Annotated in this window: 13 protein-coding genes; 7 read left to right on the forward strand and 6 right to left on the reverse strand. The window is 63.7% G+C overall.

The window, feature by feature from the left end; translation table 11 throughout:
• The first annotated feature begins 7 nt into the window (after positions 1 to 7).
• Both ACEWQ0_RS01815 and ACEWQ0_RS01820 read left to right on the forward strand, forming a co-directional pair.
• Complete coding sequence (locus ACEWQ0_RS01815) at positions 8 to 802, forward strand: sterol desaturase family protein (protein ID WP_476481627.1); 795 nt, start codon at positions 8 to 10, stop codon at positions 800 to 802.
• 85 nt (positions 803 to 887) lie between these two features.
• Complete coding sequence (locus ACEWQ0_RS01820) at positions 888 to 1,697, forward strand: prolipoprotein diacylglyceryl transferase family protein (protein WP_476484316.1); 810 nt, start codon at positions 888 to 890, stop codon at positions 1,695 to 1,697.
• A gap of 72 nt (positions 1,698 to 1,769) precedes the next feature.
• Here ACEWQ0_RS01820 and ACEWQ0_RS01825 read toward each other — a convergent pair whose 3' ends face one another.
• The gene (locus tag ACEWQ0_RS01825; protein WP_476481629.1) at positions 1,770 to 3,374 is read right to left on the reverse strand and encodes a peptide MFS transporter; all 1,605 of its coding nucleotides are present in this window, start codon (positions 3,372 to 3,374) and stop codon (positions 1,770 to 1,772) included.
• 82 nt (positions 3,375 to 3,456) lie between these two features.
• Complete coding sequence (locus ACEWQ0_RS01830) at positions 3,457 to 6,978, reverse strand: methylmalonyl-CoA mutase family protein (protein ID WP_476484317.1); 3,522 nt, start codon at positions 6,976 to 6,978, stop codon at positions 3,457 to 3,459.
• A gap of 156 nt (positions 6,979 to 7,134) precedes the next feature.
• On the opposite strand from ACEWQ0_RS01830, the gene ACEWQ0_RS01835 reads away from it, so the two are divergent.
• Entirely contained in the window at positions 7,135 to 7,482 is a 348-nt protein-coding gene (locus ACEWQ0_RS01835) for an ArsR/SmtB family transcription factor (protein WP_476484318.1), read from the forward strand.
• A 19-nt stretch (positions 7,483 to 7,501) separates the two neighbouring features.
• Here the strand turns inward: ACEWQ0_RS01835 and ACEWQ0_RS01840 are convergent, their stop codons facing one another.
• From ACEWQ0_RS01840 to ACEWQ0_RS01855, 4 genes are all read right to left on the reverse strand, one after another.
• Complete coding sequence (locus tag ACEWQ0_RS01840) at positions 7,502 to 8,905, reverse strand: sodium/proline symporter (RefSeq protein WP_476481632.1); 1,404 nt, start codon at positions 8,903 to 8,905, stop codon at positions 7,502 to 7,504.
• Positions 8,906 to 8,975: 70 nt separating this feature from the next.
• Entirely contained in the window at positions 8,976 to 10,133 is a 1,158-nt protein-coding gene (locus ACEWQ0_RS01845; RefSeq protein WP_476481633.1) for a hypothetical protein, read from the reverse strand.
• A gap of 39 nt (positions 10,134 to 10,172) precedes the next feature.
• Positions 10,173 to 10,682, reverse strand: a complete 510-nt coding sequence (locus tag ACEWQ0_RS01850; protein WP_476484319.1) for a response regulator — start codon at positions 10,680 to 10,682, stop codon at positions 10,173 to 10,175.
• A gap of 112 nt (positions 10,683 to 10,794) precedes the next feature.
• Positions 10,795 to 12,075: an HD-GYP domain-containing protein gene (locus ACEWQ0_RS01855; RefSeq protein WP_476481635.1), complete on the reverse strand. Its 1,281-nt coding sequence runs from the start codon at positions 12,073 to 12,075 to the stop codon at positions 10,795 to 10,797.
• A gap of 179 nt (positions 12,076 to 12,254) precedes the next feature.
• Here ACEWQ0_RS01855 and ACEWQ0_RS01860 point away from each other — a divergent pair, with 179 nt between their 5' ends.
• The 4 genes from ACEWQ0_RS01860 to ACEWQ0_RS01875 all read left to right on the forward strand — a co-directional run bounded on the left by ACEWQ0_RS01860 (position 12,255) and on the right by ACEWQ0_RS01875 (position 16,032).
• Positions 12,255 to 12,935: a TIGR00153 family protein gene (locus tag ACEWQ0_RS01860; protein ID WP_476484320.1), complete on the forward strand. Its 681-nt coding sequence runs from the start codon at positions 12,255 to 12,257 to the stop codon at positions 12,933 to 12,935.
• 38 nt (positions 12,936 to 12,973) lie between these two features.
• Positions 12,974 to 14,224: an inorganic phosphate transporter gene (locus ACEWQ0_RS01865; RefSeq protein WP_476481637.1), complete on the forward strand. Its 1,251-nt coding sequence runs from the start codon at positions 12,974 to 12,976 to the stop codon at positions 14,222 to 14,224.
• Positions 14,225 to 14,358: 134 nt separating this feature from the next.
• Positions 14,359 to 14,562 carry a YgaP family membrane protein gene (locus ACEWQ0_RS01870; RefSeq protein ID WP_476481638.1) on the forward strand — a complete coding sequence of 68 codons (204 nt, stop codon included), beginning with the start codon at positions 14,359 to 14,361 and terminating at the stop codon, positions 14,560 to 14,562.
• Positions 14,563 to 14,928: 366 nt separating this feature from the next.
• The gene (locus ACEWQ0_RS01875) at positions 14,929 to 16,032 is read left to right on the forward strand and encodes a Glu/Leu/Phe/Val dehydrogenase dimerization domain-containing protein (protein WP_476481639.1); all 1,104 of its coding nucleotides are present in this window, start codon (positions 14,929 to 14,931) and stop codon (positions 16,030 to 16,032) included.
• The last annotated feature ends 42 nt before the right edge of the window (positions 16,033 to 16,074 follow it).

Raw genomic sequence — 16,074 nt, forward strand, 5'->3', positions numbered from 1 at the left:
CTGACAAATGCAACACGAACCCCTCATTCGCCTGACCATCTTCCTCGGCACGCTGGCCCTGCTGCTGATCTTCCAGCGCCTGTGGCCGGCGCGCGGCGACGGTCAGTGGTCACCCAGACAACTGACCAACGCCGGCCTGGTCGTGCTGGGCACCCTGCTGCTCCGCCTGGCCTTTCCGCTGCTGGCGGTCGCTCTGGCGGTGCAGGTTCACGGCGGCGGCCTGTATGGCTGGCTGGCCTGGCCGAGGTGGCTGGAGATCGCCACCGCGGTGCTGCTGTTCGACCTGGCGATCTACTGGCAGCACCGACTGCTCCACATCGTGCCCTTTCTGTGGCGCATGCACCGCGTGCATCACGCCGACACGGCTTTCGACGTGACTACCGGGGTACGCTTTCATCCCTTCGAAACCGCGCTATCGATGGGCATCAAGCTGGGCCTGGTCTGGCTGCTGGCCCCGCACCCCGCCGCGGTGCTGGTCTTCGAGGTTCTGCTGTCGGCGGGCGCGCTGTTCACCCACGCTGACTTTCGCTTCGCGCCGACGCTGGACCGACGCCTGCGCTGGCTGATCGTCACTCCCTCCATGCACCGTATCCACCACTCCACCTGGCGGCCGGAGACCGACAGCAACTACGGCTTTCACCTGTCGGCGTGGGACCGGATCTTCGGCAGCTACACGCCCGCGCCGCGGGACGACGAGCGCAGCATGCCGATCGGGCTGGAGCACTTCCGATCAAAAGCCGAGCAATCCCTGCCCCGGCTGCTGATCAATCCGTTTCGCCAAACCCCGAAAAAGGCAGACTGACGGAAACCCGTAGCTGCGTGACTCCCTGCCGCTGCCAGCATCTCAGGGGTTTGAACCCGGCAACGAAGCCCTGAAGGAGACTTGAATGGCAACCCTCGATATCGGACCTCTGGCGCTTCCAATGGGCCGGGCGCTCTTTCTGGCCGCCGGCATTGTCGCGTTGCTCGTCGCCGCGGTTGCGGGCCGAAAAAAGGAGGCATCGGTAACCGATCCGGTGTTCAACGTGCTCTTCGCGGGCATCGTGTCGGCGCGCGTGGCGTTCGTGTTCACCTACTGGGAACAGTACCGCAGCGACCTCATCGGCATCATCGATATCCGCGACGGTGGATTCGATCCGCTCTTCGGCATCATCGGCGCGCTGCTTGTGCTGCTCTGGCAGCTGTGGCGCCGGCCGGCCGTTCGCCGCGCCCTGAGCGGCGCAGTCGCCGCGGGCCTTGTGACCTGGGTCGCGGGAGCGCTGATCACCGGCGTTATCCAGCCGCCGGCACCGGGCATTCCGGACACCACGCTGACCGCACTCGACAGCCGCACGACCACGCTGCCGCAGCTTGCCGACGGCAGACCGGTGGTTGTCAACCTCTGGGCCAGCTGGTGCCCGCCCTGCGTTCGCGAAATGCCCGTCCTCGAGAAAGCCCAGCAGGAAAACCCGGATGTCGCCTTCATCTTCGTCAATCAGGGCGAACAACCCGAAACCATTCAGGATTTCCTGTCCCGGCACGAGCTGTCGCTTGACCACGTATTGACCGACACTGGCGCCAGAATCGGGCGCGCAACCGGCAACCGGACCCTGCCGACGACGCTTTTCTACGACCGCAGCGGCAGGCAGGTAAACACCCATCTCGGCACGCTGTCGGCGGCGTCCCTGGCCCACAATCTCGAACGATTCGACGATTGACGCCCGACCTGAAAGGAAACGGACGCCAGTGGCGCCCGCTTCGCTTTCTTGCTGCATCCTTTTCACCCCGGCTCAATCCCGAGGCGGCTCCTTCGGCCCGCCGGCCTCGTAGGCACCGGGCTCGTCCTGGCGAGCGAGGTTGTTGACCTTGTCTTCGTCGAGCGCCGCCAGTTTCTTCAGAAACGGCGTGGCGATCAGGAAGCCGACACCCACCACGGCCAGGAAAATCACGATCTGACGATAGAGGTTGGGGAAATCGGCGATATTTTCGTCGCTGAACCCGCCGGCCAGGAGCCCGGCGAGCAGGTTGCCCAGCGCGGCACCGAAGAACCACATGCCCATCATCTGGCTGTAGTAGCGGCGCGGCGCCAGCTTGGAGGTGGCCGACAGGCCGATGGGACTGAGGCACAGCTCGCCGGTGGTGTGGAACAGGTAGGTGAACAGCAGCCAGGTCGGCAGCACGCTCTCGCCGCTCTGGATGAACAGCGAGGCCACCCACATGAAGGCAAAGCCCAGCCCCAGCTGGAAAAAGCCGAGCGCGAACTTGAACGGAATCGACGGATCCATGTTGCGGCGGCCGAGATTGATCCACAGAGCCGAGAAGAACGGCGCCAGCAGCACGATGAAAATGGCGTTGAGCGACTGGAACGCCTCGGCGGGGATGACCGTACCGAGCATCTCACGCGCCGTATAGCGATCGGCAAACAGGTTGAGCGAGGAGCCGGCCTGCTCGAAGCCCGACCAGAAAAGCGCGGCACCGATGAACAGCGCCACCAGCACCACCGTTCGGCGGCGCTCCAGGCTGGTCAGCTCGCGATCGATCAGAACGCGGATGTAGAAGATGGCCGCAACCGCCAGAATGACATAGGCGCTGTAGGCCGACATACGGCGGGCGTTCATGCTGAGCACGCCCTCCAGCCCCAGCACCGCCAGCACGAACAGGCCGGCAGCGCCGGCATAGATCAGCCAGGTCATGATCCTGGTCTGCCCTTGCTTGTCGACCGAGTTCGCTTCGGGATGCTTGCCGAACTCGCCCAGATGACGGCGCGTGATGCGGTAGGTGATCAGGCCCACGATCATGCCCACGGCGGCCGAGGCAAAGCCCCAGTGCCAGCCGATGTTGACGCGCAGCAGACCGGCAATCGGCGGGGCCAGCATGGCACCCAGGTTGATGCCCATGTAATAGATGACATAGCCGGCGTCGCGGCGCGCACCGCCCTCGGGGTAGAGCTCACCCACGCAGCTGGAGATATTGGGCTTGAGCAGGCCGGTGCCGATAACGATAAGGATCAGCCCGAAGAAAAAGCCGTAGAGCTCGGGAATGCCGGTAAAGCCCGGCAGCGAAAGCACGATATGGCCGATCGCGATGATGATGCCGCCGTACCAGATGGCATCCTGCTGGCCAAATACGCGGTCGGCCAGCCAGCCGCCCGGCAGTGCGGCCAGGTAGACCGCCGCGGTATAGAGGCCGTAGATGGCCGTGGCGGTCTCGTCGTCAAAGCCCAGCCCCCCTTCGGCCACCGTGGCGACCATGAACAGCACCAGCAGCGCACGCATGCCGTAGTAGCTGAAGCGCTCCCACAGCTCGGTGAAGAACAGCGTGCCGAGCCCGGCCGGATGTCCAAAAAACTTGCGCTGTCCCGGCGGCGCCGGCGTTCCCTCTCTGGATTGAGCCATCAATGAAGTCCCTTGCTTGTCAATGCTGAGCAATCAGCGAAGTTGACCAGAAAACCGGCTCTGAATCAAGGCAGATTACCGATTACATGTTGCGGCGATACTCCCCACCAACCTCGTAGAGCGCGTGCGAAATCTGCCCCAGCGAGCAGGTCTTGACCGCCTCCATCAGCGCCTCGAAGGTATTGCCGCGCTCGCGCGCAACCGCCTGCAGGCGCGCAAGCGCCTCATCCGCGCTCGAGTCGTAGCGGCGATTGAAAGCCTGTACGTTGCGCACCTGCTGCTGTTTCTCGTCGGTCGTCGAGCGGGCCAGTTCGATCTCGCCGCCCTCCTGTTCATCACCCGCCGAAGGCTTGAAGGTGTTGACGCCGATCAGCGGCAGCGAACCGTCGTGCTTCTTGCGCTCATAGTAGAGCGACTCTTCCTGGATCTTGCCGCGCTGGTACATCGTGTCCATTGCTCCCAGCACGCCGCCGCGCTCGGAGATACGCTCGAACTCGGCGTAGACGGCCTCTTCGACCAGATCGGTAAGCTGCTCGACGATATAGCTGCCCTGAAACGGGTTTTCGTTGTAGTTCAGGCCCAGCTCCTTGTTGATGATCATCTGGATGGCCACCGCCCGGCGCACCGACTCCTCGGTGGGCGTGGTGATCGCCTCGTCGTAGGCGTTGGTGTGCAGGCTGTTGCAGTTGTCGAAGATGGCATACAGCGCCTGCAGCGTGGTGCGGATGTCGTTGAACTGGATTTCCTGGGCGTGCAGCGAGCGCCCCGAGGTCTGGATGTGGTACTTGAGCATCTGCGAGCGCCGGTTGGCACCGTAGCGCTCGCGCATGGCGCGCGCCCAGATGCGCCGCGCCACCCGGCCGATGACGGCGTATTCAGGGTCCATGCCGTTGGAAAAGAAAAAGCTCAGGTTGGGCGCGAAGTCGTTGATGTCCATCCCGCGCGCCAGGTAGTACTCGACAATGGTGAAGCCGTTCGACAGCGTGAAGGCCAGCTGGCTGATCGGGTTGGCCCCGGCCTCGGCGATGTGGTAGCCGGAGATCGACACCGAGTAGAAGTTGCGCACGCCCTTGTCGATGAAGTACTGCTGGATATCGCCCATCATGTGCAGGGCGAACTCGGTCGAGAAGATGCAGGTGTTCTGGGCCTGATCCTCCTTGAGGATATCGGCCTGCACCGTGCCGCGAACGACCTTGAGCGTGTCGGCCTTGATCTTCTCGTAGGTCTCGGCGTCGACGAGCTGATCACCGGTCACGCCCAGCATGCCCAGGCCCAGCCCGTCGTTCGATGCCGGCAGATCACCGATGTATTCGGGCCGGTCGTCGCCCAGGAGTTCGGCGCGCTTTTTCTGCGCAGCCTCCCACTGGCCGGCTTCCTTCAGGTGCTTTTCGACCTGCTGATCGACGGCGGTGTTCATGAACATCGCCATGATCATCGGCGCCGGGCCGTTGATGGTCATCGACACCGAAGTGGTCGGGTCGGCCAGATCGAAACCCGAGTAGAGTTTCTTCATGTCGTCGAGCGTGGCAATCGACACGCCCGAGTTGCCCACCTTGCCGTAGATGTCGGGCCGCTCGGCCGGGTCTTCGCCGTAGAGCGTGACCGAGTCGAAGGCCGTCGACAGGCGGCTGACCGGCTGGCCTTCGGACAGATAGTGGAAGCGCCGGTTGGTGCGCTCGGGCGTGCCTTCGCCGGCGAACATCCGGATCGGATCCTCGCCGCTGCGGCGATACGGATAAACGCCGCCGGTGTAGGGATAGTGCCCGGGCAAGTGCTCTTTCATCAGAAACACCAGCTGCTCACCCCAGTCGCGCGTGGGCGGCGGCGCGATCTTGGGAATGGCCAGCTTGGAAAGCGACTCGCGGTAGTTCGAGCCGCTGATGGTCTTGCCGCGCACCTCGTAGCTGAACTCTTCGGCTTCTACGGAAGCCTTGAGGTCGGGCCAGGCCCTGAGCAGGTCACGGCTCTCTTCTGGAATGGCCTTGAGGGCTTCGGCATAGCGCTGTCGCAGCGTGGTGATGGCCGCATCCTCTTGCGGGGTGGCGGCCTCAGTGGCAGCAGGCAATGCCATCGGCTCGGGCAGATCCTGTGCATCAAGCTCCCTGAGAGCTTCGTAGAAGTGCTGAGCCCGGCGGGCCTCCTCGGCCCACTCGAGAATATGCTCATTGAGCGCCCGTCCCTGCTCGGCAATTTCGGCCAGATAGCGCACCCGCTTGCCGGGAATCAGAATCGATGCCTTGGGCTCCCGATCGGTCAGCTCCAGATCCGGGGCAAAATCACAGCGCTCGCTTCCCCACTGCGGCTTTGCAGACGCATCTTCCGAATCCTGCCCTGCGACGGTCGCACCTTCCTGCTGGCGCAGAAGTCGGCACAGATTGCCGAACATCCAGGTCACACCCGGATCATTGAACTGACTGGCAATGGTGGGATAGACCGGCACGTCTTCGTCGGCCAGATCAAAAGCCAGACGATTGCGCTTCCACTGCTTGCGCACGTCCCTGAGCGCGTCGAGCGAGCCCTGCCGGTCGAATTTGTTGAGAATGACCAGCTCGGCAAAGTCGAGCATGTCGATCTTCTCCAGCTGGCTGGCGGCACCGTAATCCGACGTCATCACGTAAGCCGGAAAGTCGACCAGATCAACCACTTCCGAGCCGGACTGACCAATGCCCGCCGTCTCCAGGATCACCAGGTCGAAGCCCGAGGTCCTGAGCAGCGCCAGCGAATCGGCCACCACCTCGGAGGTCGCCAGGTGCTGCCGCCGAGTGGCCATCGAGCGCATGAACACCCGCTCGGAGCGCAGGGTGTTCATGCGGATGCGGTCCCCCAGCAGCGCGCCGCCGGTGCGCCGGCGGGTAGGATCGACAGCCAGCACCGCGATGCGCATTTCCGGGAAATACTGCAGAAAGCGGTTGAGCAGCTCGTCGGTCACCGAAGACTTGCCGGCCCCGCCGGTACCGGTCAGACCCACGATCGGCACACCGGTGGCTTTTTCCGCCGACTTGCGCAGCCGCGCCAGCTCGTGCTCTGAAATCGAACCGTTTTCGATTGCCGACAGGCGATGGGCGACGTCCTGAACGTCGAACCGCTGCCCTGAACCACCGTCGGTATCAGCGGCTGCCGCCCGCTCGGCTGACCGCCCGGCGCGCGCCTCGCGGGCCTTGTCGACCAGGTCCCCGATCATTTCCACCAGTCCCATCTTCATCCCGTCGTCCGGGTGATAGATGCGGGTCACGCCATAGTCATGCAGCTCGCTGATTTCCTCGGGCGTGATCGTGCCGCCGCCGCCGCCGAACACCTTGATGTGGCCGGCGCCCAGCTCTTCAAGCATGTCGACCATGTACTTGAAGTACTCCATGTGGCCACCCTGATAGGAACTGACGGCAACCGCGTCGGCGTCCTCGCAGATGGCCGCGCGCACGATCTCGGCCACCGAGCGGTTATGCCCCAGATGAATCACCTCGCAGCCCTGATCCTGGATCAGCCGCCGCATCAGGTTGATGGCGGCATCGTGTCCGTCGAACAGGCTGGCAGCGGTAACCACTCGCAGCGGCAGGTTGGATTCAGTACGCGGGGTGTTCGAAAGCGTTTCGGCAGTCTGATTCATGGCGTGCAGTCGGGCGGTAACGGAAACCTCTCATTGTAGCCGGTCGCGGCTCGGCCAACCAAAACCTGTTCGCGCAGCCTGAGCAAGACGCCAGCACAGGCGCCTGTAAGCTCGAGTTTTGCGCCCAGCCGCGATCTGCGCGATAATTGCGCGATCATGAAAACCGTCACCGCCCCTGCGGCGCCGCCCGCGCGCCTGGAACTGCCCTCCCCGCAGGAGCTGGAACAACACGCGGAGAGCGCGGCGAGCTTCCTCAAGCTGATGGCCAATCCGCATCGGCTGATGATTCTGTGCCACCTGCTCGACACCGAGCTGTCGGTCAGCGAGATCAATCGGCACCTGCCGCTGAGCCAGTCGGCGCTGTCGCAGCACCTGGCCGTGCTGCGCCAGGCCGGCGTGGTCAAGACCCGGCGCGAGCAGCAGACCATTCACTATTCGCTGGCCAGCAAAGAAGTGCGCGCACTGATGGCGACGCTTTACGAACAGTTCTGCCAGCCAGTCTGAGCCCGAAAGCCGACCGCCACTAACGCTTTTCCGAAGCCGGCCCGTGCTGCCCTTCCCTGCCGGCCAGGGCAATTCCCAGAGCAATGAACAGCGGCACCAGCCGCTCCACGGCGTTACCCGGGGCCTGCGGAAAAAAGCTGATCACGACCGTCAGGGAAAAGCCTGCCAGCATGGCCGCCAGACGGTAGCCGGGACGCACGCCTGCGGAAAACAGCATCACCACCAGCAGCGGACCGAAGGCGTTGCCAAGAGCCTGCCAGGCAAACAGGACGCGGTCGAAAATCGAGGCCGGAAACCACAGCGCCAGCGCGACCGCCGCCATTCCGAGCAGCGCGATGACGATGCGATCGATCGCCAGCGAGACGCGCCCGCGCCGCAGATCGTGGCTGACAGCCGAACCGGCGACCAGCAGCTGGCTGTCAGACGTTGACATGATCGCCGCCAGCACCCCGCCGGCCACCAGCCCGCCGGCGACGGACGGCAGCAGGTCGACGGCCAGCACCAGCAGCACCGACTCGCCGTCGGCCAGCTCGGGCATCAGCACACGCCCGGCCCAGCCCAGCACCACCATGCCGGCATAGATCACCGCCGCCCAGACCAGCGCGATGGTGCGCGCGAATCGGACTTCGGACGCCGAGCGCAGCGCCATGAATCGGTTGACCACATGCGGCTGCCCCGGATAGCCAAGGCCGATACCGAAAAGCCCCGCCACGAACACCATCGACAACAGCAGGCCCGGCTGATCGACCAGGCGGGCAAGCGCGGGGTCTTCCAGCGCCTGCAGCCCGGAAAGCAGACCCGCAGGACCGCCCACCGCAACCAGGGCGACGATGGGCAGGACAACGGCGACAAACAGCATCATCAGGCCCTGCAGGGCGTCGGTGACGCTTGCCGCCCAGAAACCACCAAGAAACACATAGGCCACCACGATCGCCGCACCGCAGATGATCGCCGCCATGGGCGGGACGCTCAGCGTGGTGCTGATCGCTGTTCCCGCCGCCTGGAACTGCGAGGCCACGTAAAAGGTGAAGCAGAACAGGATGATGACGGCGCCAAAGGCGCGAATCCGGCGTTCACTGGCTGCATCTGCGCCGCGGCCGAGAAACTCCACCAGAGTGAGCGCGCCATTGCCATGGCTGGCTGGCTGCAGCCGCGGCGCAATAAAGACCCAGTTGATGAAAAACCCCGACCAGACAGCGGGTATCAGCCACACGGCCTGCAGCCCCCAGGCCCAGGCTGCGCCGCTGACGCCCAGCAACGTCCAGGCCGAAGACGAGCTGGCCGATGCGCTCAACGAGGCCACGATGGGTCCCAGACGACGCCCGGCCAGATGAAAGTCGGCCGTATCTCCCACTCGCTTCTGCGCCCATACGCCGATGGACAGCAGCACGACCAAGTAAACAGCCAGCGTAGCGGCAACCATTGATCACTCCCTGTTCATGAACGATCCCGAACGCCGCTGGATGCAGCCGTTGACCGACCGCGCGCAGCCTTCAGAACTTGTAGGTAAGGCGGACGTAGAGATCCCGGTCTCGCTGGAGGCCGGAGGCAGCAGCGCGACGCTCGATTTCCTCGCGAATCCGGAAACGGACCGCAACCCGAAGCGACGGGCTGAAATGGTGCTGATAGCGAATCTCGTAGAGCTCGTCGTTGTTGCGAAAATCATTGGCGATCAGCCAGCCCGACTCCACGCGCCCGTAAACCACGCCAAGGTTGTGGCCGGGGCGGATATCGAACAGATTGGCGCTGATCTGATAGCCATCGCCGTCGACATCGTCGCCGGAAAGCCCGGTGAGCATGACCCGCTCCTTTGGCGTGTTGAAGGCGTGGCCATACTCGCCGGCAAGCACAAACCGCGTTGGGCCCTTGCCCAGGGGCCATTCTGCAGCCGCCTTGGCGGTCATGGTCAGGTAGTCCTCGCGAACCGGGCTCGATACCCCATTCGGAGCCAGCGCATCCGGCATCCAGTTGAGCGTGAGCATGCGCATGAACAGCGGCCCCCACTTCGCCGTCGAGCGCAGGCCCAGATAAGCACCAAGGCGGCTGGAGCTGTCGGCAAAATCGATCGGCCCGCGAATGGTGTTGCCGGTGCCCCGACGATGGTTGAGCTGGGCAATCACGTGCCCCTCCCAGCCGCCGCCGAGCCGGCTGATCCAGTGGGCGCCGTCGGTCCAGCCGATGCCCACGTTCGAGGCGTCGTTGCGGTCCAGGCTTTTACCGGGCACGACCGGCAGGCTGAAGTTGGTCTGGAACCGGCCCAGGCGCAGCTGGTTTTGCGATGCCTCATCGGCCCACTGAAAATAGAACTGGTCGATATGCGCCTCGCCCGAGCGCGTGCCGGTCCCGGAGGCGCGATACCGATCGAGCTCGAACGAAAAGTCGTTGCCGTCGCTGGTGACCCAGGTCGCCAGCCGGCCGCGAAATGACCAGTTGCCGGCAATCGCGGTCTCGGCAAACACGCGGGCACGGGCGCGCAGGCTTTCATCGCTGCGGTTGCCGCCGTCGCGCGCGTCGCGTTCACTGGCGTAGAAACCGCCCCGAAGGTCACCGCCAAAATCCCAGGCCAGCGCCTGGGCAGAAGCCATCAGGCCCAGGGCCACGGCAAAGACCAACGTCGGAGAAAGGATCTTGCTGAAACATGAACCCGGCACGACAAGAACTCCTGTGGACTACAGCGACAACAAAAAAATCTATTCTTCGGGCGGCTGGCCTGAATCGGGCTCGCGTGCGCTGCGCGCCGGCAGCTCGCCCGCGCTGACCAGGCGCTCGATATGAGAAAACACTTCGTAGCGGCCAAAGGGCTTCTTCATGAACCCGTCGGCGCCGATCTTCTTGAGATAAAACTCTTCGACCGCCTGCGGATTGCCGCTGATCATGACCACCGGCACCGACCGGGTTGCCGCGTTGCGGCGCAGCTGACGCAGGGCGCTGAAGCCGCTCATCCCCGGCAACACGATATCAAGAAAGATCAGATCGGGCGGGTCCTCACTGGCCATCGCCAGCGCCGTCTCCGCATTGTCTGCCGTACTCGTCTCGTAGTCGTTCTGGTCCAGCATGTGGCTGAGCGCGCTGACAATCGTGCGCGAGTCGTCCACGATCAGCACCCGCAGCCCCCGCCTGGCATGCAGGCGGTGACGCTGACGGCGATCATCGGGCTGGCGCATCCCCAGCAGGCGGCGAAATCGATCCAATTGGCTCATTGGGTTTCCCGGTCACTCGATCGCTTGATTATCCCTTGATCGGGCGGCGCATTCCAATCACATTTTCCGCTGATTCGGCCGATCAAGCCCGGCGGCGCCAGAGCGAGCGCGCTCAATCGAGCATCGATACCAGCATTGCCTTGACGTTGACGCCGGGCAGCCCGTCCGGGAGCACGTCCTGAATATGCATCAGCGGATTGCCGTCATCGTCACGCAGCGCGTCCAGATCGATGCGTTCACCAGCGCGATAGCCCGAAGCGCCGGGGATGAGTTTGCGCACCAGCGGATAGAAACCGTGGGCAATGTTGGTTTCCTCGACCACGGCCAGCGCGCCGCTGGACAGGCGCACCAGCGTGCCCGGCGCGACCCAGCCGAGAAACTGAATGAAGGTTTCGACCATGTCGCGGTCGAACTTGTGCGTCCGGCCGCGCCACAGCACACCCAGGGCGTCATGGTGTGACCGTGCCGGTCGATAGCTTCTGTGCGATGTCACCGCATCGTAGACGTCGACAATGGCCACCAGCTTCGAGACGCGATGGATATCGGCAGCCTGCTTGCCGTCGGGGTACCCCCCGCCATCGACGCGCTCGTGGTGCTCGAGCGCAGCCAGGGCCACGACCTCATCAACGTCATCACGGCGAGACAGCAGCTGATGGCCCTTGCGGGCATGTGTCTTGACGTGGCGATATTCCTCTTCGCTGAGCAGGTCGGGCTTGTTGAGTATCGAGCTGTCGATCTCGACGTTGCCGACGTCGTGCAGCAGGGCCGCCAGGCCGGCGCGCTCGATCTGATCCGGCGCCCACTCCAGGGCATGCGCCAGACCTAGAGCCAGAATGGCCGAATTGATCGAGTGTCGGGCGGTGTAGTCGTCGCGCTCCTTGATCCGCGTCAACCAGACCATCGCCGCCAGATTTCGCTGCAGATATCCGCCCAGCTCAGCGACCACGCGCTCGGCCGTCTTGATCTCCAGCGCACCGTTATGCGCAAAGCCGCGAATCAGCTGCCGTGCCTGCGTATCGAGCAGGCTGTAGGCACGCAGCGCTACCCCCACGCTGTCGTGGTCGAGCCGTTTGCCGCGCAGGGCATTGATCGGATGACGCGGGCTGGTGGCAGCCGGCAGCGGTGTCCGGGCAGCGCGCTGTGTTGACCCGGACCCCCGGTCGGGGTCGGGTGGCCGGTGGCTGCGCTCGCGGTCAATGACCACCCACTCGCAGTGGCCCTCGAACCACGCGCGGGTATCCTCTGTATCGATCGCCACGCCCTGCAGCGGAAACGGCGTGTCGATCCAGGGAATGTCCAGGCGCACGACGAAATCCCCGATCGTCAGATCAGAAGGATGAACGATCATTTCCCGCGACCAGTGCGAGTGTGACGGTTCCTTTTGTTCCGGCATGCGCTGACACCCCTGAAGCTGCCCGGCATTATGCCAGCAAAGGCCTGAGACGCCGGTCACACAACCACGGCAGCTCACGATCTTGAACAAGCCCTTGTCCACCCGTGTTGGCATCGTATTAGCTGGTACAATCCGCAGCAACCAAAAGCCAGACCCCGGCAAGCCCGACACGAACCCCGATGAATCCAACCGGTTATATCTCTCGCGTCTTCGGCCAGTCTCCCGTGCGCCCGCTGCAGCAGCATTTCGAAAAGGCAGCCGACTGCGCCGAACAACTGCCCCGCTTCGTGCGCGCCGCCCAGGCCGGCGACTGGGATGAGGCCACCAGCGTACGCAAGGCCATCGTCAAACTGGAGCATGAAGCCGACGACCTCAAGCGCGAGCTGCGCCTGAGCCTGCCGCGCAGCCTGTTCATGCCGGTCGCCCGCACCGACGTGCTCGAAATGCTTTCGGTACAGGACCATATCGCCAACAAGACCCGTGACATCTCCGGTCTGATGCTGGGGCGGCGCATGGTCATCCCCGATGTCCTCCAGGATCTGTATCTGAGCTTTGTCGACCGCTGCCTGGACGCCGTAAGGCAGGCGCACAAGACGGTCAACGAGCTCGACGAGCTGTTTGAAACCGGCTTTCGCGGCAGCGAGATCGAGCTGGTAATGGGCATGATCGAAAAACTCGACAAGATCGAAAACGACAGCGATGCCCTGCAGGTGGAGTTCCGAGCGAAGCTGTTCCAGCTCGAGAAGGATTTTCCGCCCATCGACGTGATGTTCGTCTACAAGGTCATCGACTGGACCGGCGACCTGGGCGACCTGGCCCAGCGGGTCGGCAGTCGACTGCACCTGATGATCGCGCGCTAGCACGACTGGAAAAACACCCCAAAGGGCCTTGAGTCTAGATGGAACAGGCGATTTTCTACATCATCCTGGCGGCGTTTTTCGGCCTGTTCATGGCCTGGGGCATTGGCGCCAATGACGTCGCCAACGCGATGGCGCCCTCGGTCGGGTCACGTGCCATCACCATCAAGCAGGCCATCCTGATCGCCGGAGTATTCGAGTTCAGCGGCGCGGTGCTGGCCGGCGGCGGCGTCACCGGCACCATTCGCAAGGGCATCGTTGACGCCTCGCTTCTGCAGGGCCAGCCGGAGCTGCTGGTCTACGGCATGCTGGCATCATTGCTCGCTGCCGGAACCTGGCTGTTACTGGCTTCGGCGCGCGGCTGGCCGGTCTCCACCACCCACACCATCATCGGTGCGGTTGTCGGCTTTGCCGCCATCGGCATCCGCTTTTCCGCTGTTCACTGGGACCAGGTCGGCCAGATCGTCATGAGCTGGGTCATCAGCCCCCTGATGGCCGGCTTCATCGCCTGGCTGCTGTTCACCAGCGTTCAGCGGCTGGTTCTCGACCGCCCCGACCCGCTCAAGGCGGCGCGGCGCTATGTCCCCGGCTATATCTTCCTGGCCGGGTTTTTCATGACCCTGGTCACCGTATTCAAGGGCCTCAAGCATATCGGCGTCGACCTCGACCCGGCGCACTCGTATGCCCTGGCGGTGCTGGTCGGCGCCGTGATTGCCGGCGTTGGCACGATTTTCATCCTGCGCATCCCCGCTGCCAACCTCGACGATACCGAACTCAACTACTACGCCGTCGAGCGCATCTTCGGCGTATTGATGGTCGTGACCGCCTGCGCCATGGCCTTTGCCCACGGCTCCAACGATGTTGCCAACGCCATTGGACCAGTTGCGGCAGTGGTCAGCGTTGCCAGCAGCGGCAGCGTCGAGCAGCAGGCGATCGTGCCGATATGGATCCTGATCCTCGGCGGCACCGGCATTGTCATTGGCCTGGCCACGTATGGTCATCGCGTCATCGCCACGGTCGGCAGCAAGATCACCGTGCTCACGCCCAGCCGCGGGTTTGCCGCCGGGCTCGCCGCGGCCGCAACCATCGTCATGGCCTCCGGCACCGGCTTGCCCATTTCCACAACCCATACGGTTGTCGGCGGCATTCTGGGGGTCGGGCTGGCCCGCGGCATCGCCGCGATCAATCTCCAGACCGTCAGTTCGATCTTCCTTTCCTGGGTCATCACCATTCCGGCCGGCGCCCTGCTTTCGGTCTTCTTTTTCCTTGCCATTCGGGCCGTGGCGACCTGAGCAGGCTGTCCCTCGGCCACAAGACCCGTAGCTGATTCTGCGGTGCCACAATGCAGGCCTGCCCCTGTGTGCTTGACTTATATATTAGTCTTTGCTTATATTATGGTCAATTCACTGCTTCCAAGGAACACGTCATGAACATCGACCGACTGGTTTTCGCCTTCGCGGGCTTCATGGTGCTTGTCAGCGTGGCGCTGTCACATCTCCACAGCGCCTACTGGCTGCTGCTGACGGCCTTTATCGGATTCAACCTGCTGCAGGCTTCATTGACCGGGTTCTGCCCGCTGGCCAGAATACTCAAGCTCATGGGCAAGCAGCCCGGCCCGGCATTTGATTGACACGCTCACCGGCGAGCCCGGGCGCCGGAGAAACGCTTCAGCGCCCGGGCGTGGTCCCGGGCGCGATCTTCACACCCAGCTGCAGATCGTTCGCGCCCTCCTTCGATCGTTCGCGCCCTCCTTCGAAAGCGCGCCGCGGCACAATCCGACACGACACCTCCTGATCAGGCTAAAATAAGCGGCTGACTCGTCTGCCGTCAGCACTCGGCCGGGCGGGCATTCGATGCCTCGATCTTTCCTGAAAACGCCATTGCGGGGAAAATCACTACCGGGCATGGCAATCAATGAATCGAACCCGGCTGATTCGAAGCGGAATCGGCACTGAACGCCTGCAACCGCACGGGTGCAGGCCATGGAGGACCGTCAATGAATCTGTTTGAAACCATTCACACGACCGAGCACGAGCAGGTCATCTTCTGCCACCACAAGGATGCCGGCCTCAAAGGCATCATCGCCATTCACAACACCACGCTCGGGCCGGCGCTGGGCGGCATGCGCATGTGGCCTTATGCCACCGAGCAGGAAGCGCTCGACGACGTGCTGCGCCTGTCGCGCGGCATGACCTACAAGGCTTCGGTGGCCGGCCTGAACCTCGGCGGCGGCAAGGCCGTCATCATCGGCGACCCGCGCAAGGACAAGTCCGAAGCACTGTTTCGCGCCATGGGCCGCTTCATCGACTCGCTGCACGGGCGCTACATCACCGCCGAGGATGTGGGCATCGACGTCAACGACATGGAGTACGTCTTCCAGGAAACCGGCAACGTGGTCGGTGTCCATCAGGTTCACGGCGGCTCGGGCGATCCCTCGCCGTTCACCGCCTTCGGCACCCTGCAGGGCATTCGCGCCAGCCTGCAGAAGAAGTTCGGCGACGAAGACATCAGCAAGTACAGCTTTGCCGTTCAGGGCGTGGGTCACGTCGGCATGGAGCTGGTCAAGCTGCTGCGGCGCGAAAATGCCAAGGTGTTCGTGGCCGACATCTACGACGAGCCGGTTCAGGCCGCCGTCGAACTCGGCTGTGAAGCCGTCGGAGTAGACGACATCTACGACGTCGACGCGGACGTCTTTGCGCCCACCGCGCTGGGCGGCATCGTCAACGAACAGACCATCCCGCGCTTCAAGTTCAAGATCGTGTGCGGTTCGGCCAACAACCAGCTTGCCGACGACGAGGCCGGCGACGAGCTCGATGGCCGCGGCATCATCTACGCGCCCGACTACGCCGTCAACGCCGGCGGCCTGATGAACGTCTCCATCGAGTTCGAAGGCTATAACCGCGAGCGCGCCAAGCGCATGACGCGCGCCATTTACTACAATGTCTCCAAGATCTTCCAGATTGCCGAACGCGACGGCATCACGACCTGGAAAGCCGCCAACCGCATGGCCGAGGAGCGCATCGCCATGATCGGCAAGCTCAAGCTGCCCTTCATGGGCCGCTCGCACCGCTTCCCCGGCCGCGAACGTGGCAACCAGTAACTCCGGAGCGCCCGGGCTCTTCCGGGGCTGAATGAACCACCA

It is taken from the genome of Wenzhouxiangella sp. YN9 (assembly GCF_056324165.1).